This is a genomic window from Halomonas sp. ISL-56 (genome assembly GCF_018612805.1).
GTDB lineage: Bacteria > Pseudomonadota > Gammaproteobacteria > Pseudomonadales > Halomonadaceae > Vreelandella.
The window spans coordinates 433,011-458,320 of the sequence record NZ_JAGGRO010000011.1; the positions used below are offsets into that span (position 1 = coordinate 433,011).

A 25,310-nucleotide genomic window follows, 5' to 3' on the forward strand; every position below is an offset into this window, starting at 1 on the left:
CTCCCATGTTTGGAGCATCAGCCATGAGCATGCACCGGAAAACCATCACGTTGACTGAACAGCAAAACGGCTGGGTGAAAGCCCAGATTGAAAGCGGCCACTTTGGCAACGACAGTGAATACATCCGCGATCTCATCCGAAGGGATCAGCAGGCCAAACAACGTCTTGCCATGCTGAGGCAAGCCCTCGTTGAGGGTGAGTCAAGCGGGAATCCGAACCCCCTGGATATATCGGCTATTAAGGCGGCTGGCCGTAAGCGGATCAAGGCGGTTGATTAGTGCTTGAGTTGAATGTCACGCCAAAGGTGGAATCAGATCTCATCGGAATTTGGGTGTATACCTGTGAGGAATGGGGCGTTGATCAGGCGGATAATTACCTGGATCGGCTTGAGACCGGCATGAAACGGCTGATTGATCATCCATCACTTGGCGCGAACTACGACCATGTTTTTTCTGGGTATCGAAGATTACAGGTCGAGCACCACGCTGTTTTTTATCAACTGTATAAATCGAAAGTACTCGTTGTTCGTGTGCTTCACGAGGACATGGATGCACCGGACAGGCTTCTGGAGTAGTGGGAGCTATATTTTCGGCGCTGCTTCAATATCTCCATCAAGCCCCGTGCCCTTGCCCCCAACAAGTAGCTGCATTCGGAAAAATTAATCGCTACGCTCCTAATTTTCCGGCAGGCGGAGTGAAATAGTCTTGGTTGAGGGCTTCAGCTTCGAGAAAGAGGCCAATTGTGCTTGGCTCCAGTCCAAGTAGTCAGAGGAATCATGAGTTTCCCAGAATTCTCGTTCTTCCGCCTCAGTTTTAAACTCAGGCATCTTTTTTAGCTTGCTCATAAACAGCCCTCTCCTTTCGGTTCATATCGCGAGCGGAGGTTACAACTAGTGATTCTTCTCCAGCGCCAAATGATTGTCTATTTCCTTTATCTTGTCTTCCGTGTGGTGATTAACGTAGAGCACCGTGGTTTCTTTCCCTGCACAGATTTTCTCAATAAGCGCTAGCACCAGTTGGCGGTTCATATCGTCCAGGCCCAGGCAGGGCTCATCTAGGATCAGCAGCGGCGGGTGTTTCACCATGGCGCGGGCGATAAGCAGCAAACGCTGGTCGCCATAGGAGAGCTTGTTAAAAGGCTGATCGGCGCGGTCTTGCATGCCCAGTAGTTCGAGCCATTGGTCAGCAATGTGTTTCTGGTTATCGGTGGCTTTTGTGTACACGCCGATACTGTCGTAGAAGCCGGAAATAATCACGTTTTTACAGCTGGTGCTGACGCGGTATTCCCACTGCAAGGCGGTGGAGACATAGCCAATAAACTGTTTGATCTGCCAGATACTTTCACCGTTACCGCGCTGGAAACCAAACACGAAAATATCGTTGGTGTAGCACTGCGGGTGATCGCCGGTGATCAACGACAACACGCAGGTTTTGCCGCTACCGTTGGGGCCACTTAGCTGCCAGTGCTGGCCCTGCTCTATCGTCCAATCAAGTTTATCGACAATCACGGTATCGCCGTATTGGATCGTCGCTTGCTTGAGTTTTACTAACGGCTGGCTGGGGTCAAGAGCGGGTAATTTGCTGGCTGGGTCGGCTTCAGGCACGCTTAGGTCGGTGGTTTTTAAATGCAGCAGTTGGTACAGCTCATTGAAGGCGGCTTCATCCTGACGGTCTACCGTGAGCACTAAGCGTCCGCTATCTCCACGCTTCTTATCCCCTCTGTTTTTTTCTAAACGGCCTTTATCCCCACGCTCCTTATCTAGGTATGCCACATGCGTAATGAAGTCCGGCATCTCATCGAAGCGGTTCAGCACCATCACCATGGGAACGGTGTCGATGATGGAAGCGAGATGGGCTTGCAGCATGGCGAGGGTGTCGACGTCCAAACCATCAAACGGCTCGTCTAAAATAAGCAAGTCCGGCTTGCTCGCCAGCGCGCGAATCAGCATGACTTTGCGGGTTTCGCCGGTGGAGAGTTTACGAAAGGCACGGTCGAGGAGTTTCATCAGCCCGAACTTTTCGACCAGTACGCTGGCGAGTTCAGGGTCTTGGCACTGCTCGAAAATCATTTCACTGACGGGTGTGCCGAGTGAAATGACATCCATGATATCGGCATCGTCTTTTTTCAGCTCTTTGGCGATGAGTTCGGCTTGCGCTTCGAAAGAGACCAACCCGACGTTTTTGGGCAGCCCTTGAACAGTGCCCGCTTCAACTTTGCCGACGCCCGCAAGCGCCGCCGCCAGGGCCGATTTGCCTGAGCCATTGGTGCCGGTAATGACCCAGTGTTGGTGGGGTTCGATGATCCAATCAATCTCGCTTAGGGTGAAGCGATCATCAAAACTGATCGTCGCGTTGTTTAGCTGAATACGCGCTAAGCGGCTTGAAGGCTCCATCAATGTGTTCCTTATTGTTGGGAAAAAGTCAGTGTTCGCATGAGATGAGACAAAAAAGCCGAGAATATCGTGGCGATATCTCGGCTTTTTAGATGACTTAACGGTCTATCATTTAATCAGCCGATTAAATGATTCTTTTCATATCCGCCATGTGGCCACGTAGCACTGAGCCAACGGCTTCAACCGGGTGAGCGCGCAGGGCATCATTGACTTCGATCAACCGCGCGTTATCAACGCCGTTGTCATCCAGATCCAGGCCTTTACCGATAACATCGGATTTGATGCCTTTCATAAAGTCAGCCAATAGCGGCACACAGGCGTGGTTGTAGAGGTAGCAACCGTATTCCGCTGTGTCGGAGATAGTCGCGTTCATCTCATACAACTTCTTACGCGCGATGGTGTTGGCGATCAGCGGCGTTTCGTGGAGCGACTCGTAGTACGCAGACTCAGCGATGATGCCAGCCGCGGTCATGGTTTCGAAAGCAAGCTCCACGCCCGCTTTAACCATCGCTACCATCAAGATGCCGTTGTCGAAGTATTCCTGTTCGGTGATTTCTACATCACCCGCAGGGGTTTTCTCGAAGTTGGTTTCTGCTGTTTCTGCACGCCATTTGTGCAGGTTAACGTCATCGTTCGCCCAGTCTTCCATCATTGTTTTAGAGAAGTGGCCGCTCATGATGTCGTCTTGGTGCTTGTTGTAGAGCGGACGCATGATGTCTTTTAGCTCTTCAGCTAGATCAAAGGCTTTGATCTTCGCTGGGTTAGAGAGACGATCCAGCATGTTAGTCACGCCGCCGTACTTCAGTGCTTCCGTGACGTTTTCCCAGCCGTATTGGATCAGCTTAGAGGCGTAGCCAGGCTCGATGCCTTCTTCGATCATCTTGTCGAAGCACAGGATAGAACCGGTTTGCAGCATGCCGCAAAGGATCGTCTGCTCACCCATCAGGTCGGATTTAACTTCGGCGATGAAGGAAGACATCAAAACACCGGCTTTGTGGCCGCCAGTACCTACTGCGTAGGCTTTTGCCAGGGCAAGGCCTTCGCCTTTGGGGTCATTGGCTTCGTGAACAGCGATCAAGGTAGGAACGCCGAAACCACGCACGTATTCAGCACGTACTTCGGAACCTGGGCACTTAGGCGCCACCATGATGACGGTTAAGTCCTCACGGATCTTCATGCCCTCTTCCACGATGTTGAAACCGTGAGAGTAGGATAGGCAGGCACCCTCTTTCATCAGCGGCATTACCGCCGTTACAACAGCAGTGTGCTGTTTATCGGGCGTCAGGTTCAAAACCACGTCTGCCGTAGGGATCAACTCTTCGTAAGTGCCTACCACGAAACCATTCTCGGTGGCGTTTTTCCACGACTGACGCTTTTGTTCAATGGCATCAGGACGCAATGCGTAAGCGACGTCTAAGCCGCTGTCGCGTAGGTTCAAACCTTGGTTAAGGCCTTGGGCACCACAGCCGATCACGACCATTTTTTTGCCTTTAAGCGCTTCTACGCCATCGGCAAACTCAGAGCTGTACATAAAGCGACACTTAGCGAGCTGAGCTAATTGCTCGCGGAGCGGCAGCGTATTGAAGTAGTTAGCCATCGTTAGCATCCTAATATGTTATGAGCACAACATCGATGTAAGGCACATCGATGCTAAAACCGGTACTTAAAAGAGTGGCATAGCCGCTAGATGCGAGATCCAGCGGTATGCGAGTAGGGCCAATCTAACCAAAAACGACTATTTCTTAAATTGATATATTTGCAACAGCATGTCCCTTTTTTTGAAAAACTCAATTAGTATGGCATTTATGAATTTTAAAACGTTAAAACAGTTCCTCGCCCTGGCAGAAACACTGCATTTCGGGCGTGCTAGCGATGAGTGCTATATCAGCATCTCTGCTTTGTCGCGCAACATCCGTCATTTAGAAGACGAGCTGGGCGTGTCGCTGTTTAATCGCGACAACCGTACCGTGGTACTGACCCAAGCAGGGCAAAAATTTCTCAAGTACGCCCGCGATGCCAGTAGCCAATGGCATTTGATTCGTCATGAATTAACCGACAATCCTGACCAATTGAGCGGTGAAATCAGCTTGTATGGCTCCGTGACTGCCAGCTACAGCTTTTTGCACGAGCTGCTGCGCCGTTTTCGTATTGCCTACCCGGTGATTGAAATTAAGTTGCGCACGGGTGACCCAGAACACGCTATTGCCCATGTTCTGGACGGTAAAGAGGAGCTTAGCATTGCGGCTCAGCCAGCCAACTTACCCCGTGGCCTAGCGTTTAAGTCGATTGCTACATCGCCGTTGCTGTTTATTGCGCCGATTGAGCAGCAAGTGCCGAACGTGCCTACCCACACTCCCACCACGCCGGAAGAGTGGGCGAACATTCCCATGATTCTATCGGAAAGTGGTGTCTCTAGAGCCCGCGTGGATGAATGGTTTCGTCAGCAGGACATCTCCCCGCGCATCTATGCGCAGGTCACAGGTAATGAGGCGATTGTGAGCATGGTGAGCCTGGGCTTTGGGATTGGCGTGGTGCCAAAAATTGTCCTCGACAACAGCCCCTTGGTGGATCGCATTCGCGTGCTCGACGTGACACCGGGGCTTGAACCCTACGATATTGGTTTGTTTACCTTAAAGAAGAACCTAAAAAACCCACTGGTCGAGGCATTTTGGAGCTTGATGTAAGCGACAACCGCCCTTACCCACCAAATATCTGCTGCAAATCCGGCACGTTCTCTTCTTCTTCGACCATGGAGAGCGAGGCTTCGATGGCTTTTAGGTGGCGGCTCATAAAAGCTTTGGCACGTTCGCCATTGCCTGCTTCCAGGTAGCCGATCAGGTCGTCGTGGTCGTGGGATTCGCAGCCCAGGTGGCCGCGATGGCCGTAGACGGCAAGAATCAGCGATGAGCGCGAGCAGAGCCGTTCGACAAACTCTGCCAGGGTGGCGTTGCCTGAGAGCTGGGCTAGACGCACATGAAAATCTGCCGACAGCCGAATAGCCACGCTCTGTTGACCGCTGCGCAGCGCCTGGCGTTCACGCCTGGCCATTTCGCGCAGCTCCGCGGCTTCTTTTTCGCCCATACGCCGCGCCACATCGGGCATTAACCCGCACTCGATTAACTGGCGGGCATCGAACACGTCTTTAGCTTCGTCGGCGGTGGGTCGAGTGACGCTGGCACCACGGCGTGGCGTTAGGGTGACTAGCTGCTCTAGCGCCAAGCGCTGCAAGATTTTACGGATGCCGGTGCGGCTAATGCCGAATACCTCTGCCAGCGCATCTTCGCGCAGCCGTGCGCCTGGCTTTAAGCGCTGCTCAACAATCGCATCGCTCACGGCGCGATAGATCGCCTCGTGGCGCTCGTCGCCCTCTTTGCTGTCTTTACCTTCTTTGCTTTCTTTGCCCACTTTGGCAGAAGCGCGCCGATTTTCCGGCGCCTGCGCATCACTCATAGCTAGCCTCTCTGATCACTACTCCCAAGCGGCAATGATATCGCGCTCTTCATCGCTCATGTTGGTCATATTGCCTAACGGCATATAGCGGCTGGCCACGACCTGCTGAATTTGCGTCTTCTGGCCCAGAATCTCATCCCAGTTTTCAAACGCAAACCCTGCGGGCGGGGCAGAGAAACCGGCATGTTCCGGGTTGCGAGCGTGGCACTGCACACAGTGCTGCTCAATCAAACCGGTGATTTGTGCCTGATCAGGCCCTTGTGCGTCGGCATCACCACCCGTTGACGAAGCACTCGGTGCGGCCACCCAAAACGCCAACAGAATAAGCCCTACCCCAAAGGCGGGATAGGCTGGCTGGGTTTTACCTGCATGCATCAGAACAAAGAATTGCCGTATCAAAGCGCCGGCAAAAATAAACAGCACCATGACGACCCAGGCGAGTTCATGGGAGTAGATAAACGAGTAGTGATTACTCACCATCAGCAAAACAACCGGCAGCGTGAAGTAGGTGTTGTGTACCGAGCGCTGCTTACCGCGTTTGCCATCCAGTGGGTTTGGCGCATCACCGGCTTTCATGGCTTTTACCATGCGGCGCTGGCCAGGAATAATCCAGAAGAAGACGTTAGCCGACATAGCCGTCGCCATGACGGCACCGGTGAGCAAAAAAGCGGCACGGCCGGTGAACATTTGCGTGCTTAGGTAGGCCACCACGATCATCATCACGGCAACCGCGACGCTAAGCAGCCCATCGCGATCCATATTGGGGCTAATGCGTTTACACAGTTCGTTGTAAACCACCCAGCCGCCCAGCAAAAAAGCCAGCGCCAGCAGGTTAGCCTGCCAGCCCGTCATATTGGCGGCCCACTGCCAGGGGCTATTGGGATTTACCAGATAGAAGCCCGGATTGACCATGTACAAAATAACGAACAGCGCAAAACCGGAAAGCCAGGTGGTATAGGCTTTCCAGAATGACCAGTGCAGATCATTGGGTAGTTTGGCAGGTGCCGTGGCGTACTTCTGATTGTGGTAAAAGCCACCGCCATGCACCGACCACATTTCGCCAAATACGCCCTTCTCGCGGTCTTCTGCAGCCTTCGGCGAGCGCAGGCTATTATCCAGCATGACAAAATAGATCGACTCGCCGATCCAGGCGATAGCCGCAATCACATGCAGCCAGCGCAGCAGCAAGTTAACAAAATCAATAATATAAGCCTGCATACCGAGCCCTCTTAGCTACCGCGATAGGTGGAATAGCCGTAAGGAGAGAGGAGCAACGGCACATGATAGTGCTGGCTGGCATCAGCGACGCCAAAGCGCAACGGGATAACGTCTAAAAAGCGTGGCTCAGCCGCTTCAACGCCCTGGGCACGCAGATAGTCACCGGCATGGAACACCAGCTCGTACTCGCCGGCTGTAAACGCATCACCGTCTAGAATGGGCGCATCGCAACGTCCGTCGCTGTTGGTGGTTACAGTGGTTAGATGCTGGCGTTCGCTGCCTGAAAGGCGAAACACCTCAATGGTAATACCATGACCGGGCTGGCCTTTGGCGGTATCCAGTACGTGGGTGGTTAAACGTCCCATAGCCACTCCTCAAGTTGTCATATTGCTTGACCGATTGGTCAAAGAGTACCTTTGATGCTATTTATTGTATACACCAAATCCAGCATAGTAGGCTTTAACTCGCCTTACGCTTTGGAGAGATTTCAGTGCCCACATCTAATCCGTTACTGCTTTCACCCGCGCCTAGCAAGTGCAGCCTGGAAATGCTTACCCATCACTATGGGGATGTGTATGAACATTCGCCCTGGGTGGCCGAAGCCGCTTGGCAGCACGGCCTAACTGAAATTCACGATACCCCGGAGGCACTTGCCGAGCTTATGGGGCTTATGCTGCAGCAGGCAAGCAGCGAACAGCAAATCAAGGTGATCCAAGCGCACCCAGATCTGGCGGGTAAAGCGGCTATGGCGGGTGAACTTACGCAAGATTCAACCAGCGAACAGGCAGGCGCTGGGCTTGATCAGTGCAGCCCCGAGGAGTTTGCGCGTTTTGAGACGCTTAATACGGCGTACAAGGGGAAATTTGGCTTTCCCTTTGTCATTGCCGTTAAAGGGCTGGATCGCCATGCCATATTAGCCGCCTTCGAGGAGCGCCTGAACAACGACGCAGCCATCGAACGGCAAACGGCCATTGAACAAATTATTCGCATTGCGCGCTTTCGTTTAATTGACCGGGCGACAAAATCCTAGCTTTAAAACAACACACTATAAAACACTATTTTTGTATACAAAAACGCCGCGTCCTTGGGAGCGCGGCGCTGTTAAGCGGTATTACTTTTCGATGACGGCCTGCTCGATTACTGCTTGGCAGTCTCTACCGCTTTCTTAGTGGTTTCTTCTACTTGCTGCTGGCTCTCTTCAGCAAAGCTTTTGCTGATGGAGGTGACTTTTTCTGTGTCGCCCTTCACTCGCTCCATAAATTCACTAGCCGTTTTTTGCTGACTATCCATGGCTTTTTTGAAGCTGTCGGCGTCTTTTACGTCAAGCCAAGTACGCGCTTGTGCAATCGCCATGTCCGAGTAGGCACGGAAAGCATCCAGTTGAGCACTGAACATCTGGTCGTAGTAATCAAGCGCGGTAAGCGTGTAGGAACGCATGGGTGATACAAAAACGGACTCAAGCTGTTGCTTGGTTTTTTCGGTACTGGCTTTGTTAGCACTGCTGTTCATCAGTATATCTCCAGGTGTGAGCTAGTACATAAACGCGCCTCGGTTAGGCGGTTCTTAGTCAGGCTTTTACCTCTGCTGTACTTAAAGCTAGCAGTGCTTTTTGTGCAGCGCAACATGATTTTTTCTCATGCTGCGCATGCTCACTCGCAGGTCGTTAGAACGGCCAATCGCCACCAATTATTAGCGGTTACCGAACAAGTGCTTACGCGCCTGTTCGTCCATTTCTACGCCCGCCTGGGGATTAACATCTTCGACCAATGCGTAAGCTCGGCGCACCGCAGGGCGTGCTTTGATCATGTCAAACCAGCGCTCTAGGTCTGGGAACTCTTCTAACGTTTGACGCTGCTTTTCCCAAGGCACAATCCAGGGGTAGATCGCCATATCGGCAATCGAGTAGTCATCGCCACCCACATAAGTATGATGGGCCAAACGTTGATCCAAGACGCTGTAAAGCCGATTTGTTTCGCGCACGTAGCGCTCAATGGCATACTCAATCTTTTGCGGCGCATAGTGGCAAAAGTGGTGGTTCTGACCTGCCATCGGCCCTAGCCCGCCCATTTGCCAGTGCAGCCACTGCAATACGATATAGCGTTCGCGTCCTGCTGAAGGCAAAAATAGCCCGCTCTTATCGGCCAGATACTCCAGGATCGCACCCGACTCAAACATCGACAGCGGCTGGCCGCCGTCTTGCGGGGCGTGGTCGACAATGGCGGGAATACGGTTATTGGGGGCGATAGTGAGAAACTCAGGGTCAAACTGCTCGCCTCGGCCAATGTTAATCGGCTTCACTCGGTACGCCAGGTTGGCTTCTTCGAGCATGATGGAGATTTTATGGCCGTTGGGGGTTGTCCAGTAATACAGGTCAATCATTGCCATCTCCTTTAGGAAAACGTTGATTCACTCGTGAGCTTATCAATGTTTTCGCATTACATCAGGCGGCACATCGTTGTGCCGCCACTTTCTATTAACACTAGCTATTAACACTATGTACTAACACTGTCTTCTAGCACTACGTACCTATCACAAATTACTATCACTAATTACTATCACTAAATACTATATATCGCGCACAGTCAGCGCACTGCTTGCAGCACCATTGTGGACGTTCAGCATACGCTTAAACCACTCATCTACCGGGTCGCCGGGGTCGACCACTGCCTGAGTAGATACAACATGAACCCACATCATACTGCCGAACAGCAGGTAATCTGAGCCGCTGGGAGAGTCACCATCTAAAAAGCGGCTGTCACGCAGTAAATCACGCACTGGCGCCAGCGCCTGTTTAAGCTGCTGCATACCCTGTTCGGGTTGGTGGAACTCTTCCAGCGTGCAACCAAACCGCGCCTCACGAGTTTCACGGAAATAGGCACGGTCGTCTGGGTGCACGGCCGCGAATAAATCCATGGCGATAATGCGGAATAGCGCCGGATTTACGCTTCGCTCGACGTAGTATTTGAACAACAATGCCCGTTGATAGCTGATGCCTTCGCCCAATACGGGGGCCTCGGGGTACGCCTTATCCAAGTAGCGCAGAATCTCGAAACTATCGGTAACCACCTGATCCCCATCGCACAGCACCGGTACTTTGTCGTAGTCGGCAAATTCAAGCGCTTTCTTATCGAGGAATCGCCATGCCACGGTGGTGAATTCCAAACCTTTATGGGCAAGCGCCATGCGCACGCGCCAGCAGTAGGGTGAGAAGCGTAGCCGTTCATCCCGGCCGCACAGATCATAAAGAGTCATTGCCACTGTCATAACCTCCGTGTGGTTGAGCATAGTGAGTAAAAAAATACTTCTGCCGCTAACAATGAGCGTAAGCCAGCTACGACGCAACTAGCCAGCGCTGTACTTATCCTTCCAATGGCATCTGTACTGTCTATTAGTCTAATGGCACTGCTTGCTAGCTCTTTTACAAAACCGCATGAAATTTTTTAAAAAACAAATACCTACCAAAACAAAATCGGCATAAGTCGATACGCCAAACAAGCGTTACACTGGTAAGACCAATTTTCCAATGTAGTCATATGGTTAGCCTAATCGTATCTTTCACCTACACCCGACTGGCGGTACGACTGTCAGACGGTTATTGCGGAGCATACCAAATCAATAACAAGGGGCAGTTCCTTCCATGAACGAAACGACACTTGCACTTCTGGCCTTTTTGCCGCTGTTGCTGGCCGGTATTTTGCTCATAGGGTTTAAAATACCGGCCAAGATAGCGATGCCGATTGTCTTCCTGACCGCCGCTATTATTGGCTTAACCGCTTGGGACATGTCATTTAGTCGCGTAGCGGCGTCGACTATTCAGGGCTTGATCCAGACCGCCGGTCTTTTATGGATCATCTTTGGCGCCATCCTGTTGCTTAACACGCTCAAGCACTCCGGTGGTATTACCGCTATTCGTAACGGCTTTTCAGGCATTAGCCCTGACCGCCGCGTACAGGCATTGATTGTTGCCTGGCTGTTCGGTTGCTTTATCGAAGGCGCGTCAGGCTTCGGTACGCCAGCCGCAGTTGCTGCACCGCTAATGGTGGCGCTTGGCTTCCCAGCGCTTGCGGCGGTGGTCGTGGGCATGATGATTCAATCTACACCGGTCTCCTTCGGCGCCGTGGGTACGCCTATTGTGGTTGGCGTCGGGAGCGGCGTGGATCGCGCAGGCATCACTGCTCAGCTTGATTCAGTCGGTTCAAGCTGGGACGTGTTCTTCCAGCTAGTCACCAGCGAAGTGGCGATTACTCATGGCATCGTGGGTATTTTAATGCCGCTGATTTTGGTGACCGTTATGGTGCGCTTCTTCGGTGCCAATAAGTCTTGGAAAGAAGGGCTGTCGATTACTCCTTTCGCCATCTTTACCGGTATCTGCTTCGTCGTGCCTTACATGCTGGTCGGCGTGCTGCTGGGGCCAGAGTTCCCGTCTATGATCGGCGCTATGGTGGGTCTGGCGATTGTTGTTCCTGCCGCCAAACGTGGCTTCCTCATGCCTAAAGACACCTGGGATTTTCCAGCAGAGAGCGCTTGGCCCGACGAGTGGATCGGCAACCTGCAGATCAAACTTGATGACGTGGTGGGCAGAGCCCCAATGTCGACCTTTAAAGGCTGGGTACCCTATGTGCTGCTCGCCCTGTTCTTGGTGGCTTCTCGCACTATAGAGCCTCTTAAAGCAGCGCTTACTTCGATTAACCTGAGTTGGAATAATATTCTTGGCGAAGCGGGCGTCAGCGGTGGCGTTCAGCCGCTCTATCTGCCGGGCGGTATTATCATTGCCGTGGTCATCGTCACCTACTTCCTGCACCGCATGAACCCACAAAAAATCAGCGCGGCCGTTTCAGAATCGACCAAAACGATCTTTGGCGCTGGCTTTGTGTTGATCTTTACCGTGCCGATGGTACGCATACTGATCAACTCCGGCGTTAACGGTGCTGACCTGGTCTCAATGCCGGTGATGATGGCGCAGGCGGTAGCTGATAGCGTGGGCGGCATCTATCCGTTCTTTGCTCCTGCAGTTGGCGCGATGGGTGCCTTTATTGCAGGCTCGAACACGGTTTCTAACCTGATGCTGGCAGAGTTCCAGTTCAGCGTTGCGGAAACGCTCGGCCTATCAACGGCCATGATGATTGCACTCCAGGCAGTCGGTGCGGCGGCGGGTAACATGATCGCCATTCACAACGTGGTCGCGGCCTCCGCCACGGTGGGTCTGCTGGGTCGTGAAGGGGCGACAATCCGGAAAACGATCCTGCCGACGATCTACTATCTCGTCTTTACCGGCATTATCGCGCTGGTGGCGTTCTACGTGATTGGCGTAACGGATCCATTGATGTAGCCGTAAAGCTCGTTAGCGAGTGTTCAAACGCAAACCCCCAGGCTGTTAGCCCGGGGGTTTGTGCTTTTAGCTCAATGTTCAAGCCCTGCTTATTGATTGTTTAAGCATTAGCCGATGCGTTTAAGTTCTTGGCTGTGGAGCTTGCCGCGCTCTACGTAGCTTTGGGCGTTCTGCTTCAAACCCGCCACCGCGTCTTCGGAAAGTTCACGTACCACGCGGGCAGGAGAACCAACAATTAACGAATTGGGCGGAAATACCGCACCCTCCTTAATAAAAGCCCCCGCGCCCACTAAGCTGTTTTCGCCGATCACCGCACCGTTAAGCACCACCGCTTGAATACCGATTAAGCAGCCATCACCAACGGTGCAGCCATGCAACATGGCTTGATGCCCGACCGTCACGCCTTTACCGACTTTGAGCGGAAAACCGGGGTCGGCATGCAGTACCGCGCCATCCTGAATGTTGCTCTCTTCGCCAATTTCCAAGTGATCGGTATCACCGCGCAGTACCGCTTGATACCAGACGCTTGAGCGCGCTTGTAACGTTACCTGGCCGATCACATCCGCGGTTTCGGCAATATAGACATCGCTATGGATGTTGGGCTGGTACTCGCCGTATTGGTAAATGGCCACGCTGATCTCCTGGGTTGTTGTTGAACTATTAATGGTTGTTGTTGGTTAATGGTTGTTGTTGGTGCATTAATGGTCGTTGTTGATGTATTAGTGCTTGAACTACTGCCACTCTTCAAGGCGCATGGATGAACGCTCTAGCCGTTCGTGCTCCTCCTCTAAATCGCGCAGCAGTTGAGTAATACTGGTGAGGTGCTCCAGCGCCACCTGCTCCGCCTGCGCGGTGTCGCCACTGACGACCGCAGCATGCAATTGCGCATGCTGCTGGTTGATCATCGCCCTGGGTGCTGGCAAGTGATAGAGGTGTTTGACCGAGGCAAATACCGAGCTCAGCAGTAAATCGGTAAGGCTCTGCAGCGTGTGCACCAGCACTGGATTATGGGACGCCTGGGAAACCGCCAGGTGGAAGGCGTGATCCAGTCGCGCTAGACGTTCGACATCAATGGTTTCAGTGCTTTCCGCATAGTCGGCCATTTCGCGATAGCGCCGGGTGATCAGCACCCGGTCAGCGGAGGTGCCACGGCTTGCCGCCAACCGCGCCGACTCCCCCTCCAGCAGGGCGCGTACCTCTAACAGATCAAACAGCGTGCGTGGATGGTCTTTAAACAGATGCATCAACGGGCTCTGGTTGCCTACCGGCAAAAGCGTGGCGACCGTCGAGCCGTGGCCCTGGCGGGTATCGATAATGCCCTTGCTGCGCAGGATTCTTAACCCCTCACGCAGCGACGCGCGGGAGACGCCCAGCCGGTCACACAGTCGCCGCTCAGAAGGCAGCAATTGGCCTGGGCGAAAAACCCCATCAAGAATCAGTTGCTCAAGCCGGGTGGCCACGTGTTCAGGCATTCGCTGGCCGGGTGTCAACGCTTGATTCTCCGCTGGCATGACAATCACTCTCGTTAAACTGTTTTAACAGCTTGCCACTACTCACAGTAGAAGACATCTATGTTTCGCTCCCAACGTACGGAGTCGACTAATTACTGGTCAGACCAATGCACCACGATCTAGACAGGCGAGCAAAAAAAGCCCAAATTGAGCTAACGTTGCGAAAAATAAACACGTGGAAAGAATTGACGCGTGAAGCACAGGCACATAGACCGTTTCAGCCTTTACCCTTAATGATAATAAGCATGGGATGTCGTAATGAATATCCTCTTTGATGAGCGCCTGGACGGCAAACTGGTTCAGCGCGATAAAAACGAGGTCTTAACCGACCTGCAGCAAGCCATCCCTGAGATGACGCTACTGCATCGCGAAGAAGACCTGCGCCCCTTCGAGTGCGATGGGCTGGCGGCCTATCGCGTGCTACCGATGCTGGTAGCGCTGCCTGAAACCTTTGACCAGGTTCAAGCGCTGCTCAAGCGCTGCCATGCGCTTAGCGTGCCTGTGGTCACCCGTGGCGCAGGCACCGGGCTTTCCGGCGGTGCGCTGCCGCTGGAACAGGGCGTGCTGCTGGTCATGTCGCGCTTTAATCAAATTCTCAAAGTCGACCCGGATGCCCGCCTGGCGCGGGTTCAACCGGGCGTGCGTAACTTAGCGATTTCCGAAGCCGCTGCGCCTTATGGGCTTTACTACGCACCGGATCCTTCGTCGCAAATTGCCTGCTCCATTGGCGGTAACGTGGCCGAGAATGCTGGCGGCGTACACTGCTTAAAATACGGGCTAACCGTTCACAACGTGATGCGCGTCGATGTGCTCACGATTGAGGGTGAGCACATGACGCTGGGCGCTGAGTCTTTTGATGCGCCTGGCTTTGACCTGCTGGCCTTGATGAACGGCTCGGAGGGTATGCTCGGCGTGGTCACCGAAATTACCGTCAAGCTGCTGCCCAAGCCGGAAACTGCCAAAGTATTGATGGCGAGCTTCGACGATATAGAGAAAGCCGGGCGTGCGGTCGGCGATATTATTGCCGCAGGCATTATTCCCGGTGGCCTGGAGATGATGGACAAACTCGCTATCAAAGCTGCAGAAGATTTCATCAAAGCAGGCTACCCAGTGGAAGCCGAAGCAATTCTGCTTTGCGAGTTAGACGGCGTTGAAGCCGACGTGGATGATGACTGCGCTACCGTACGCCGCGTACTGGAAGCCGCGGGCGCCACCGATATTCAGCAGGCTCGCGATGAAGCCGAGCGCGCCAAGTTCTGGGCCGGGCGTAAGAACGCCTTCCCTGCGGTGGGTCGTATGTCGCCAGATTACTACTGTATGGATGGCACCATCCCCCGCCGCGAGCTGCCCCGCGTGCTTAAAGGCATTGCTGCGCTTTCCGAGGAGAGCGGTCTGTCGGTAGCCAACGTGTTCCACGCCGGCGATGGCAATATGCACCCGCTAATTCTTTTTGATGCCAACAAAGAGGGTCAGCTGGCGCTTGCCGAAGAGGTGGGCGGCAAGATTCTAGAGCTCTGCGTGGCCGCGGGCGGCTCGATCACCGGCGAGCATGGCGTTGGGCGCGAAAAGATCAATCAAATGTGCAGCCAATTCCAGGCGGATGAAATCAGCGTTTTTCATGCTTTGAAAGCCGCCTTTGATCCACAGCGACTGCTCAACCCCGGCAAAAATATCCCGACGCTGGCGCGCTGCGCCGAGTTTGGCGCTATGCATGTGCATAACAACGAACTACCGCACCCAGAGCTGCCGCGCTTCTAGCAGTCAGCCTAGCCAAGATAATAATTAGCCAAAACGAATAATGGAAAAGACCAATAGTGGGAAAGACCATGACCGAACGAGCGATTGCCGACCGCGATATCGCTGACGCCTTGTGTGAACAGGTCCGCAGCGCCTATGACGCACGCACACCGCTACGCATTGTAGGTGGCGATACCCGCGCCTTTTATGGCCGACCGGTAGAAGGTCAAGCACTACAGATGGCCGGACACAGTGGCATTGTCAGCTACGACCCGGTGGAGCTGGTGGTCACCGTGCGCGCTGGCACGCGGCTTAGTGACTTGCAGGAAGTACTGGCGGAGAAGCACCAAATGCTGGGCTTTGAGCCGCCCATGTTTGGTGAAGCGTCTACCATTGGCGGCGCTGTGGCCACCGGCCTCTCCGGCCCACGCCGCCCCTGGGCAGGTGCTGCGCGTGACTTTGTGCTGGGCACGCGAATCATCACCCAAGAGGGCAAGCTGCTCCGCTTTGGCGGCGAAGTAATGAAAAATGTCGCCGGTTACGACCTGTCGCGTCTGATGGCAGGCGCCCAGGGCACGCTCGGCGTATTGACCGACATCTCGTTTAAAGTGCTGCCTATTCCCACCGCGACTCACAGCCTTCGCTTAGCCGTGGGGCTGGATGAGGCACTCAAAAAACTCGCCGAGCTGGGTAGAAAGCCGCTACCGATTACCGCTGCCGCTTGGCACCACGGTGAACTGTTTTTGCGCTTGGAAGGCGGCAAAAGCTCTGTCAGCGCGACTCAGGCAAGCCTAGGCGGCGAACCGCTTAGCGCCGATTTCTGGCGCGAGCTGCGCGACCATTCTCACGCTTTCTTTGCCTGTAACGACGGTCAAGCGCTGTGGCGGTTGTCACTACCGCCTAACACCGCACCGCTGGCGCTGGATATTCCCGAAACCGATATTTTTTACGATTGGGCGGGCAGTCAGCGCTGGGTGAAAACAGTCCTGGATGCCGACACTCTCCGCGCCGCCTGTGCTGCAGTGGGTGGTCATGCCACTTGCTATACCCCACAGGCGCAAGGGGGCGCCATAGAGCCGTTCACACCGCTCAATGCCGTGGTGGAAAAATATCATCGAAATCTAAAGGCGGAGCTGGATGCCCATGGCATTTTTAACCCCGGTCGTCTTTATGCGGCGTTTTAATCAGGAGAGCTGACATGCAGACGCACTTTACCGATGCCGACCTTCAGAAGCCGCATATCCAGGAAGCGGAGCGCATTTTGCGCACCTGCGTTCACTGCGGATTCTGTAATGCCACCTGCCCGACTTACCAGCTATTGGGCGATGAGCGCGATGGCCCCCGCGGGCGTATCTATCTAATGAAGGAGCTGCTGGAGAGCCGCGACGATGACGATCAGGTCACCGACGAGACGCGCCTGCATCTTGATCGTTGCTTGACCTGCCTTAACTGTGAAACCACCTGCCCCTCGGGCGTGGAGTACCACAAGCTGCTCAACATTGGCCGCGCCGAAATAGAGCGCCGCGTGCCCCGCCCGGCTGGCGAACGGGCCCAGCGCTATGCGCTACGCAAGATGCTGGTCGACCCCAAACGCTTTAAGGCGCTGCTAACGTTAGGGCAAACCTTTAAGCCGCTGGTGCCTGACAAGCTGCGCAGCAAAATGCCTGCCGCTCCTGTGGATGCAGGCAAGCGCCCTGACACCAACCGCCATACCCGGCAAGTGTTAATTTTGGAAGGCTGCGTACAGCCGGGCCTCTCACCCAATACCAATGCTGCCACCGCACGGATTCTTGACCGGCTCGGTATTAGCGTAACACCAGTGGCTGAAGCGGGCTGCTGCGGCGCCGTTGACTTCCACCTTAACGCCCAGGACGATGGGCGGGCGCGTATGCGCGCCAATATTGATGCCTGGTGGCCGTATGTCGAACAAGGCACCGAAGCCATTGTTCAAACCGCCAGCGGCTGCGGCGCTTTTGTCAAAGAGTATGGCGACATGCTCAAAGATGATCCCGCTTACGCCGCAAAAGCGCAGAAAGTTAGCGCTCTGGCCAAAGATATTGTCGAGATTTTGCGCGATGAGCCGCTAGACACATTGAATGTCACCGCCTCACAACGCCTGGCGTTCCACTGCCCTTGTACGCTGCAGCACGCTCAAAAGCTTAACGGAGCGGTTGAAGGCGTCCTGAGCAAGCTTGGTTTTTCATTAACCCCGGTGCAAGATGCTCATCTATGCTGCGGCTCGGCGGGCACCTACTCGATCACCCAGCCTGAACTGGCCACCCAACTACGTGACAATAAGCTCAATGCACTGGAAGCCGGTGACCCCGAGGTGATCGTAACGGCAAATATCGGTTGCCAGACCCACTTGGCAGGCGCCCATCGCACGCCGGTACGTCACTGGGTAGAGATCGTCGATGCAGCGCTCACTTAGCATTGAAATTTAACGCTAGGCCACGCTGACTTTTAATAGCGCGGCCACTTTACTCCCCCCTTAACAAGGAATTAAACATGCAAACAAAAGCTATTCTTGCTCAAGCCGATGTGATCAACGTTCTAGACGCTGCGCAGAAAGAGGCTGACAGCAATAGCTGGCCGGTGACCATCGCAGTGACCGACGATGGCGGTCATCTGCTGGCGCTTCGTCGTTTGGATGGCGCCGCCCCTTTCAGTGCCGAAGTCGCGACGCACAAGGCGCGCAGTGCAGCGCTAGGTCGTAAGGAAACCCAGGTATTTGAAGAGATGATCAATGGCGGACGCACGGCGTTTGTAACCGCACCGCTGCAAGGCCTGCTTTCTGGCGGCGTCCCGATCACTGTTGACGGCCATGTGGTCGGCGCGGTGGGCATTTCCGGCGTAAAGCCCGACCAGGATGTGCAGGTTGCTAAAGCAGGCGTTGCCGCTATCACCGGCTAAAAGCGGCAAATTAAAGCGCAGACATACGAAAAAACCCGGATCAATGATCCGGGCTTTTTAGGATTCGTTCGGCTAATGCCGATAAGTTGCTAACGATAAGAATAGCTAACAACCCAGATGCTTAATGGCGGACCGGACGAGACTCGAACTCGCGACCTCCGGCGTGACAGGCCGGCATTCTAACCGACTGAACTACCGGTCCACTTAAAAGCACTTCTACAACAACCATCAAGGCTAACATTTATAAGCGGTTCAGAGGCGCTTCTAAAGGTAGGTGATGGTGGGTGGTACTGGGTTCGAACCAGTGACCCCCAGCTTGTAAGGCTGGTGCTCTCCCAACTGAGCTAACCACCCATCTATTAACATGTGCCTGCTGGCACTTGTTAATCTAACTTAGCAGTTATCGTGGCGGACCGGACGAGACTCGAACTCGCGACCTCCGGCGTGACAGGCCGGCATTCTAACCGACTGAACTACCGGTCCGAATTGCGATAACAGCTTTTTCAAACAACCGCATTTAAACAGCTAGCTTAAGCAGATATGAATTGATGTTGGCGGACCGGACGAGACTCGAACTCGCGACCTCCGGCGTGACAGGCCGGCATTCTAACCGACTGAACTACCGGTCCGTTATGCACATCAAAGCTTAATCATACTTTCCACTACACGCTTCCAACCCATTTTAGTCATTACTAAACATGGTGGGTGGTACTGGGTTCGAACCAGTGACCCCCAGCTTGTAAGGCTGGTGCTCTCCCAACTGAGCTAACCACCCGCTGGTCACGTGGCGCTGCATTCTACCGAATACTTGAGGGAAGTCAACCTGCTTGGATCAAAAACTGTGTTTAAAACTGGTTTTAAGAACTACTTCTAAAATCAGCTATTTAAACCAGTGTGTTGCTTTAATCCAAGTTGCGAAGCTCTTCACTCAGCGTCTGGCGTTTGAGCGCGGACGAAGGATGCCGCAATCTGGGTAGCTTCGTCAATCAAAACCGTTTGATTTAGTCCAGAAGAGCGCCGCGGCTTAAAATCGTGGTCACCATCTTTTAACCAACTGAGCTGTGCGTTTGGCGGCAACGCATAGCCAGCCACCTCTTCCCGGGTACCAAAGGGGTCACGCTCGCCTTGTAAAATCAGCATAGGGCAAGCAATCGCAGGCCAGTGATCCAGGCGCAGCTTGTCCGGCGCTTTGGTGGGATGAAACGGGTAACCAGCGACGACTACGCCGGGCACTCCACCCGGGCATGGCTCTTTGCTGGCTCGCTGTTGATTGGCTAGTTGTTGACTCGCTAACTGCTGACTGGCTAGCGGTTGACTGGCCAATAGGGTCGCCACGCGGCCACCCATCGATTTGCCACCAACCCATAACGGCCCTTCAAACAGAGAATTCAGCAGTGCGTACCACTGAGAAAACTGGTCAAGGGTCTGGGCGATAGGAGGCGGTGGTCGGCGTTTGCCGGTTTCCTGCATTTGTTGCATATAGGGCAAATCAACACATAAAACCTGAACACCCCGACCAGCCAGCGAGGTGACAAATTGACGCATGAAGGGAGACTGCTGACCCGCCCCTGCGCCATGGGCAAACAGCAATCGCCCTAGCCTGGCTTGACCATGGACGGCCAACGGCCCCATGCCCTGCACCAGGAAAGCGCCATTTGGCTGGCGCTTAAGGGCCTCTTTTAATGCCTGGGGAGGCACTTCGATATATCCAGACAAAGCGTAATGTGACACCCACCGCTCCTAATAATTCAGTCTTTAACCAATTGGTGTGTTCAGGTTAAGCCTCTGCTGCGCTAGAATCTTGACCGGATCTTGACCTGCATCATCAAGCGGGTGGCCGCACCCGTGCAAAATGCCACGGGTTACCCCCTAACCGCGTTCGATGGGAACATGACATGAGCACAGCATTTGAACACCCGACCTACAACTACAAGGTAGTTCGGCAGTTCGCGATTATGACCGTTGTGTGGGGCATTGTGGGAATGACAGTGGGTGTCATCCTCGCCTCGCAACTGGTTTGGCCGCAACTAAACCTTGGCCTACCTTGGACTAGCTTTGGGCGCCTGCGTCCGTTGCACACTAACGCCGTAATTTTCGCCTTTGGCGGTTCGGCGCTCTTTGCCACGTCGTACTACGTTGTCCAGCGCACCTGTCAGACACGGCTTTTCTCTGACAAGTTAGCGGCCTTTACGTTCTGGGGCTGGCAGGCGGTCATCATTTCAGCAGTCGTGTCGCTGCCAATGGGCTACACCACGACTAAGGAGTACGCTGAGCTGGAGTGGCCGATCAACATTTTGATCGCGGTCGTATGGATCAGCTATGCCATCGTGTTCCTAATGACGATCAAAAAACGCACTACGCCGCACATTTATGTGGCGAACTGGTTCTTTGCAGCGTTTATTTTGACCGTTGCGGTGCTGCATATCGTCAACAACGCGGCGATCCCTGTGACCCCGATGTACTCCACCTCGATCTACGCCGGTGCGGTGGATGCGATGGTGCAGTGGTGGTATGGACACAACGCGGTGGGCTTCTTCCTGACCGCAGGCTTCCTGGGCATGATGTACTACTTCGTGCCGAAGCAGGCTGAGCGTCCGATCTACTCTTACCGCCTCTCAATCGTCCATTTCTGGGCATTGATCATGATCTACATGTGGGCAGGCCCTCACCACCTGCACTACACCGCGCTGCCTAACTGGGCACAGTCGCTGGGTATGATTATGTCGATTATTCTGCTGGCACCCTCCTGGGGCGGCATGATCAACGGCATGATGACCCTGTCAGGGGCTTGGCATAAACTGCGCACGGATCCCACGCTACGCTTTTTGGTGGTGGCGCTGTCGTTCTACGGCATGTCCACCTTTGAAGGTCCGATGATGGCGATTAAGACCGTCAACGCGCTGTCGCACTACACTGACTGGACGATTGGCCACGTTCACTCCGGCGCGCTGGGCTGGGTAGCGATGATCACCATCGGCTCGATGTATCACTTGATCCCACGCGTCTTTGGTCGCACGGAAATGTACTCGGTCAACCTGATTGCCGTGCACTTCTGGCTAGCCACGATCGGCACCGTGCTGTACATCGCCTCCATGTGGGTTAACGGTATTTTACAGGGCCTGATGTGGCGTGCGATCAACCCTGACGGCACCTTGATGTACACTTTTGTTGAATCCGTTGAAGCCAGCGCACCGGGCTACTTTGTTCGCTTAATCGGCGGCCTCTTCTGGGTCACCGGCATGCTGATCATGGCGTTCAATGTGTACATGACCGTTAAGCGTCGTGAGGCCATCAGCCATTCAGCGCCACAAGCTGCCTAAACCGGGGAAGTTGAGACCAATGAAACACGAGATTGTCGAAAAGAACGTTGGCCTGCTTGCCGTGTTGATCCTGGTTGCGATCAGTTTCGGCGGCTTGGCTGAGGTCGTCCCACTGTTTTTCCAGAAGCAGACTACCGAGCCGGTTGAAGGTTTGGAGCCACTTTCGGCGCTGGAATTGGAAGGACGAGACATCTATCGCCGCGAAGGTTGCGTGGGCTGTCACTCGCAAATGGTGCGTCCATTCCGTGCTGAAACCGAACGCTACGGCCACTACAACGTGGCAGGTGAGCAGGTTTACGAGCATAACTTCCTGTGGGGCTCCAAACGCACTGGGCCAGATTTGGCGCGCGTCGGTGGCCGCTATAGCGATGACTGGCACCGCGCTCACCTCTACAATCCCCGCGACGTAGTGCCCGAGTCGATCATGCCGGCTTACCCCTGGCTGTTTGAAAACACCCTCGATGGTGATGCCACTCCCCAAAAGATGCGTACGCTGCGTCAACTGGGCGTGCCGTATACCGACGAAGATATTGCCAACGCTACTGCAGACGTCCGCGGCACCCAGGAAATTACCGCCCTGGTCGCGTATCTACAGCAGCTCGGAACCGTGCTCGAGGGCACTCGTTAAGTTATGGATACGGGAACTTTTCGCGGCCTCATCACGCTGATCTTGATTATCGCGTTTATCGGTATTGCCCTCTGGGCGTACTCCAAGCGACGCAAGCCAGATTTCGACGAAGCGGCTAATTTGCCCTTTGCCGACGACGATGAGCTACCGACCAGTGACAAGCACGCTTCGCGTGAACGCGACAGCGAAGCGCGTTCCCGCGACGACAGGGGAGATAAGAAGTTATGAATAATTTATGGGGTGACTCCCTATCCGGCTTTTGGAGCGCCTGGATCATTATCATTACGCTGGGCACGATAGCGCTAAGCGTATGGATACTGCTGGCCAACCGCCGCACCGACAAAACGCCTGATGCGGACGGAAACGTAGAAACCACAGGCCACGCCGCCGATGGCATCGAAGAGTATGACAACCCTCTGCCAAAGTGGTGGTTCCAGCTATTCATCTTTACAGTGGTCTTTGCACTGGGCTATCTAGTGTTTTACCCCGGCCTGGGCAACTACGCGGGGCTATTAGGCTGGTCGCAGGAAGGTCAATGGGAAGAGGAAGTCGCCCAGGCCGAAGAGCGCTTTACGCCGATTTTTGCCCAGTATCAGGAAGTCCCCATTCCCGAGCTTGCCGAAGATCCCGAGGCGATGCAGGTCGCTGAGCGTATCTACCAAAACAACTGTGCGGTTTGTCATGGCTCAAACGCTCGGGGTGGTTACGGCTTTCCCAACCTGACTGACGACGATTGGCTGTACGGTGGTGAGCCAGAAAACATCCTGACCACCCTGAACAATGGCCGTAACGGCCTCATGCCTGCTTGGCAACAGTTGGGCCAGAACAATATTGAGAACCTGACCCAGTATGTTCTGTCGCTGTCTAATGAAGAGCATGACGAGGCGCAGGCTGAACAGGGCGAAAGCACCTTTATGGCAGTGTGCGCTGCCTGTCACGGCCCCAGTGGCACTGGCAACACGGCACTTGGCGCGCCTAACTTGACCGATGACATCTGGCTTTACCTGGCACCTGGCCAAGAGGTGGGCGACTCTATCCGTCAAACGCTGCGGAACGGCCGTAACGGTCATATGCCTGCGCAAGCTGCGTATATCGGTGAAGAGCGTGTTCATCTGGTCGCAGCCTACGTGTACAGCCTGCGCCTAGCGGACTAATTGACCACCACTGACAGCGATCGATCTCAGCGGTCAATGTCAGCAACGTTAGCCAAGCAAGGGTGCGGCCCCAAACCGCACCCTTTCTTTATGCACAACCCAGTACGATTTTGCGCAACCCGATACAATAGTAACGAAATACTTAGACCGACTAGCATCTGGCTGAAATGAGCACTGGGTGCCACCTCTCCTGCCTTCTGAGCCGGGAATACCACCATGGAAAAGATACCAAGCCACGACGTCACACCGAACCCGGTGGGGCATCACAGCCCCTCAAGTGAAACGGTTAGCCAGGAAATGTATGCCAAACGACGCCACATTTATGTGCGTGAAATCAAGGGCGTTTTCCAGAAGCTACGGCGCAGTGCGAACTGGGCGTTAATGCTGGCATTTTTTCTCTTACCCTGGATTAATATCGGCGGTAGGCCACTAATTCTATTCGACTTACCAAGTCGAGAATTCCATATCTTTAGCGCCACGTTTTACCCCCAGGAGTTTATCCTGCTGTCGTGGTTGCTGATTATCTGCGCCTTTGGGCTATTTTTTATTACCGTTTTTGCTGGTCGGGTATGGTGTGGCTATACCTGCCCGCAAAGCGTTTGGACGTTTCTGTTTATCTGGCTTGAACACCGTATTGAAGGCTCGCGCAATCGGCGTATTAAGCTCGACAATCAACCGATGAGCGCTGATAAAGCCTGGCGCAAAGGGGCCAAACACACCGCCTGGCTACTGATTGCCTTGGCCACCGGCGTCACTTTTGTGGGTTACTTCACGCCGGTTCGCGATTTAGTAACAGACCTGCCCACCTTAGAGGCCCACGGCTGGTCTTACTTCTGGGTCGGCTTTTTCTTAGTGTTCACCTACCTCAACGCAGGTTGGCTGCGCGAGCAGGTGTGCATTTACATGTGCCCCTACGCTCGCTTTCAATCGGTGATGTTTGACCGCGACACGCTGATCGTCTCCTACGACGAAACACGTGGCGAGCCGCGTGGGCACCGGAAGAAAAGCCTAAGCCACCTGGAAGCCCGCGAGGCTGGCTATGGCGACTGTATCGACTGTGATCTTTGCGTACAGGTCTGCCCCACCGGTATCGATATCCGTGACGGGCTACAGTACGAGTGCATCACCTGCGCCGCCTGTATCGACGCCTGCGACAGCGTGATGGATAAAATGGGCTACCCGCGGGGATTGGTGCGCTACACCACCGAAAACGCCCTAGAGGGCAACAAGAGCCATATTATGCGGCCACGCCTGCTAGGCTACTTTGCTGCTCTGGTGCTGATGGTGGGCACCTTTGCCTGGGCCATTAACGACCGCATGCCGCTTAATTTTGACGCTGAGCGCGAGCGCACTCAGCTCTACCAAATGACCCGCGACGGTCAAATTAGCAATGTATTTAGCCTGACCATCCGCAACCTGGATGATCAAGACCACACCTACCAGCTAAGCGTTGCAGGATTACCCAGCTTAACCCTGGATAGCCATACAATTAGCGTACCCGCCGGGGCGTCGCGCTTGGAAGTAGTCACTGTGACAGCCAGCCCCGACGACTTACAGCAACCCAGCCACGCCATTGTATTTACGCTGCAGGCTCAGCAGGATGCAGATATTCGCCTTGAGCGCGAAACTAGCTTCCTGGGCGATATTAGGAGATAGAA

Annotated in this window: 26 protein-coding genes and 5 tRNA genes; 14 read left to right on the forward strand and 17 right to left on the reverse strand. The window is 54.2% G+C overall.

Translation table 11 applies throughout. The features are described 5' to 3' along the window. The first annotated feature begins 23 nt into the window (after positions 1 to 23). Both J7J49_RS09890 and J7J49_RS09895 read left to right on the forward strand, forming a co-directional pair. Positions 24 to 278 carry a type II toxin-antitoxin system ParD family antitoxin gene (locus tag J7J49_RS09890; protein WP_022522247.1) on the forward strand — a complete coding sequence of 85 codons (255 nt, stop codon included), beginning with the start codon at positions 24 to 26 and terminating at the stop codon, positions 276 to 278. Then, positions 278 to 574 carry a type II toxin-antitoxin system RelE/ParE family toxin gene (locus tag J7J49_RS09895; RefSeq protein WP_215092197.1) on the forward strand — a complete coding sequence of 99 codons (297 nt, stop codon included), beginning with the start codon at positions 278 to 280 and terminating at the stop codon, positions 572 to 574. Before J7J49_RS09890 ends, J7J49_RS09895 begins: the two co-directional genes overlap by 1 nt. A gap of 99 nt (positions 575 to 673) precedes the next feature. Here the strand turns inward: J7J49_RS09895 and J7J49_RS09900 are convergent, their stop codons facing one another. The 3 genes from J7J49_RS09900 to ilvC all read right to left on the reverse strand — a co-directional run bounded on the left by J7J49_RS09900 (position 674) and on the right by ilvC (position 3,989). Further along, on the reverse strand, positions 674 to 844 hold the full coding sequence (locus J7J49_RS09900) for a CopG family antitoxin (RefSeq protein ID WP_215092199.1): 171 nt from the start codon (positions 842 to 844) through the stop codon (positions 674 to 676). A 45-nt stretch (positions 845 to 889) separates the two neighbouring features. Continuing rightward, positions 890 to 2,392 carry a molybdate ABC transporter ATP-binding protein ModF gene (gene modF, locus J7J49_RS09905; RefSeq protein WP_215092201.1) on the reverse strand — a complete coding sequence of 501 codons (1,503 nt, stop codon included), beginning with the start codon at positions 2,390 to 2,392 and terminating at the stop codon, positions 890 to 892. A 124-nt stretch (positions 2,393 to 2,516) separates the two neighbouring features. After that, positions 2,517 to 3,989: a ketol-acid reductoisomerase gene (ilvC, locus tag J7J49_RS09910; protein WP_215092203.1), complete on the reverse strand. Its 1,473-nt coding sequence runs from the start codon at positions 3,987 to 3,989 to the stop codon at positions 2,517 to 2,519. Between the two features lie 208 nt (positions 3,990 to 4,197). Between ilvC and ilvY the strand changes: the two genes are divergently transcribed. Next, entirely contained in the window at positions 4,198 to 5,076 is an 879-nt protein-coding gene (ilvY, locus tag J7J49_RS09915; protein WP_215092205.1) for an HTH-type transcriptional activator IlvY, read from the forward strand. Positions 5,077 to 5,089: 13 nt separating this feature from the next. Here the strand turns inward: ilvY and J7J49_RS09920 are convergent, their stop codons facing one another. From J7J49_RS09920 to uraH, 3 genes are read right to left on the reverse strand one after another with little or no spacing between them, the layout of a single operon-like run. Then, positions 5,090 to 5,842: a GntR family transcriptional regulator gene (locus J7J49_RS09920; protein WP_215092207.1), complete on the reverse strand. Its 753-nt coding sequence runs from the start codon at positions 5,840 to 5,842 to the stop codon at positions 5,090 to 5,092. Positions 5,843 to 5,860: 18 nt separating this feature from the next. Then, positions 5,861 to 7,060 carry a urate hydroxylase PuuD gene (locus J7J49_RS09925; protein WP_215092209.1) on the reverse strand — a complete coding sequence of 400 codons (1,200 nt, stop codon included), beginning with the start codon at positions 7,058 to 7,060 and terminating at the stop codon, positions 5,861 to 5,863. Positions 7,061 to 7,071: 11 nt separating this feature from the next. Continuing rightward, the gene (gene uraH, locus J7J49_RS09930; protein ID WP_215092211.1) at positions 7,072 to 7,425 is read right to left on the reverse strand and encodes a hydroxyisourate hydrolase; all 354 of its coding nucleotides are present in this window, start codon (positions 7,423 to 7,425) and stop codon (positions 7,072 to 7,074) included. Between the two features lie 125 nt (positions 7,426 to 7,550). Between uraH and uraD the strand changes: the two genes are divergently transcribed. Next, positions 7,551 to 8,090 (forward strand): 2-oxo-4-hydroxy-4-carboxy-5-ureidoimidazoline decarboxylase, encoded by a 540-nt coding sequence (uraD, locus tag J7J49_RS09935; RefSeq protein ID WP_215092213.1) that lies wholly within the window; start codon positions 7,551 to 7,553, stop codon positions 8,088 to 8,090. Between the two features lie 107 nt (positions 8,091 to 8,197). Here the strand turns inward: uraD and J7J49_RS09940 are convergent, their stop codons facing one another. The 3 genes from J7J49_RS09940 to J7J49_RS09950 form a co-directional block, all read right to left on the reverse strand. Further along, positions 8,198 to 8,569 carry a phasin family protein gene (locus tag J7J49_RS09940; protein WP_215092215.1) on the reverse strand — a complete coding sequence of 124 codons (372 nt, stop codon included), beginning with the start codon at positions 8,567 to 8,569 and terminating at the stop codon, positions 8,198 to 8,200. 180 nt (positions 8,570 to 8,749) lie between these two features. Next, positions 8,750 to 9,439 carry a glutathione binding-like protein gene (locus tag J7J49_RS09945; RefSeq protein ID WP_215092217.1) on the reverse strand — a complete coding sequence of 230 codons (690 nt, stop codon included), beginning with the start codon at positions 9,437 to 9,439 and terminating at the stop codon, positions 8,750 to 8,752. Between the two features lie 186 nt (positions 9,440 to 9,625). Further along, entirely contained in the window at positions 9,626 to 10,318 is a 693-nt protein-coding gene (locus J7J49_RS09950; RefSeq protein ID WP_064234441.1) for a glutathione S-transferase family protein, read from the reverse strand. 379 nt (positions 10,319 to 10,697) lie between these two features. On the opposite strand from J7J49_RS09950, the gene J7J49_RS09955 reads away from it, so the two are divergent. After that, a complete protein-coding gene (locus tag J7J49_RS09955) occupies positions 10,698 to 12,389 on the forward strand; it encodes an L-lactate permease (protein WP_064234203.1) in 1,692 nt (563 codons plus the stop codon). A 107-nt stretch (positions 12,390 to 12,496) separates the two neighbouring features. On the opposite strand, the gene J7J49_RS09960 is transcribed toward J7J49_RS09955, so the two are convergent. Both J7J49_RS09960 and glcC read right to left on the reverse strand, forming a co-directional pair. Continuing rightward, positions 12,497 to 13,021 (reverse strand): gamma carbonic anhydrase family protein, encoded by a 525-nt coding sequence (locus tag J7J49_RS09960; RefSeq protein WP_215092219.1) that lies wholly within the window; start codon positions 13,019 to 13,021, stop codon positions 12,497 to 12,499. 99 nt (positions 13,022 to 13,120) lie between these two features. Next, positions 13,121 to 13,900: a transcriptional regulator GlcC gene (gene glcC / locus J7J49_RS09965; protein WP_064234201.1), complete on the reverse strand. Its 780-nt coding sequence runs from the start codon at positions 13,898 to 13,900 to the stop codon at positions 13,121 to 13,123. 258 nt (positions 13,901 to 14,158) lie between these two features. On the opposite strand from glcC, the gene glcD reads away from it, so the two are divergent. The 4 genes from glcD to J7J49_RS09985 all read left to right on the forward strand — a co-directional run bounded on the left by glcD (position 14,159) and on the right by J7J49_RS09985 (position 18,550). Next, entirely contained in the window at positions 14,159 to 15,658 is a 1,500-nt protein-coding gene (gene glcD / locus J7J49_RS09970; RefSeq protein WP_215092221.1) for a glycolate oxidase subunit GlcD, read from the forward strand. A gap of 68 nt (positions 15,659 to 15,726) precedes the next feature. Then, positions 15,727 to 16,821, forward strand: coding sequence for a glycolate oxidase subunit GlcE (glcE, locus tag J7J49_RS09975; protein ID WP_064234199.1), 1,095 nt, complete (start codon positions 15,727 to 15,729; stop codon positions 16,819 to 16,821). A gap of 14 nt (positions 16,822 to 16,835) precedes the next feature. After that, entirely contained in the window at positions 16,836 to 18,068 is a 1,233-nt protein-coding gene (gene glcF / locus J7J49_RS09980; RefSeq protein ID WP_215092223.1) for a glycolate oxidase subunit GlcF, read from the forward strand. A gap of 77 nt (positions 18,069 to 18,145) precedes the next feature. Beyond that, on the forward strand, positions 18,146 to 18,550 hold the full coding sequence (locus J7J49_RS09985) for a heme-binding protein (protein ID WP_064234197.1): 405 nt from the start codon (positions 18,146 to 18,148) through the stop codon (positions 18,548 to 18,550). Between the two features lie 125 nt (positions 18,551 to 18,675). Here J7J49_RS09985 and J7J49_RS09990 read toward each other — a convergent pair. The 6 genes from J7J49_RS09990 to J7J49_RS10015 all read right to left on the reverse strand — a co-directional run bounded on the left by J7J49_RS09990 (position 18,676) and on the right by J7J49_RS10015 (position 20,281). Then, a tRNA-Asp gene (locus J7J49_RS09990) sits at positions 18,676 to 18,752 on the reverse strand. 76 nt (positions 18,753 to 18,828) lie between these two features. After that, a tRNA-Val gene (locus tag J7J49_RS09995) sits at positions 18,829 to 18,904 on the reverse strand. A 52-nt stretch (positions 18,905 to 18,956) separates the two neighbouring features. Continuing rightward, positions 18,957 to 19,033: transfer RNA gene (locus J7J49_RS10000), tRNA-Asp, on the reverse strand. 69 nt (positions 19,034 to 19,102) lie between these two features. Further along, positions 19,103 to 19,179, reverse strand: a tRNA-Asp gene (locus tag J7J49_RS10005). A gap of 70 nt (positions 19,180 to 19,249) precedes the next feature. Further along, positions 19,250 to 19,325, reverse strand: a tRNA-Val gene (locus J7J49_RS10010). Between the two features lie 149 nt (positions 19,326 to 19,474). Continuing rightward, complete coding sequence (locus tag J7J49_RS10015) at positions 19,475 to 20,281, reverse strand: alpha/beta fold hydrolase (protein ID WP_215092226.1); 807 nt, start codon at positions 20,279 to 20,281, stop codon at positions 19,475 to 19,477. Between the two features lie 164 nt (positions 20,282 to 20,445). Here J7J49_RS10015 and ccoN point away from each other — a divergent pair, with 164 nt between their 5' ends. From ccoN to ccoG, 5 genes are all read left to right on the forward strand, one after another. Beyond that, positions 20,446 to 21,870 carry a cytochrome-c oxidase, cbb3-type subunit I gene (gene ccoN, locus J7J49_RS10020; RefSeq protein WP_064234195.1) on the forward strand — a complete coding sequence of 475 codons (1,425 nt, stop codon included), beginning with the start codon at positions 20,446 to 20,448 and terminating at the stop codon, positions 21,868 to 21,870. A 19-nt stretch (positions 21,871 to 21,889) separates the two neighbouring features. Then, complete coding sequence (ccoO, locus tag J7J49_RS10025; RefSeq protein ID WP_064234194.1) at positions 21,890 to 22,498, forward strand: cytochrome-c oxidase, cbb3-type subunit II; 609 nt, start codon at positions 21,890 to 21,892, stop codon at positions 22,496 to 22,498. A 3-nt stretch (positions 22,499 to 22,501) separates the two neighbouring features. Then, the gene (locus J7J49_RS10030; RefSeq protein ID WP_064234193.1) at positions 22,502 to 22,726 is read left to right on the forward strand and encodes a CcoQ/FixQ family Cbb3-type cytochrome c oxidase assembly chaperone; all 225 of its coding nucleotides are present in this window, start codon (positions 22,502 to 22,504) and stop codon (positions 22,724 to 22,726) included. Then, complete coding sequence (ccoP, locus tag J7J49_RS10035) at positions 22,723 to 23,652, forward strand: cytochrome-c oxidase, cbb3-type subunit III (RefSeq protein WP_215092228.1); 930 nt, start codon at positions 22,723 to 22,725, stop codon at positions 23,650 to 23,652. The genes J7J49_RS10030 and ccoP overlap by 4 nt, the downstream gene beginning before the upstream one ends. Positions 23,653 to 23,868: 216 nt before the next feature. Further along, positions 23,869 to 25,308, forward strand: coding sequence for a cytochrome c oxidase accessory protein CcoG (gene ccoG, locus J7J49_RS10040; protein WP_215092230.1), 1,440 nt, complete (start codon positions 23,869 to 23,871; stop codon positions 25,306 to 25,308). The last annotated feature ends 2 nt before the right edge of the window (positions 25,309 to 25,310 follow it).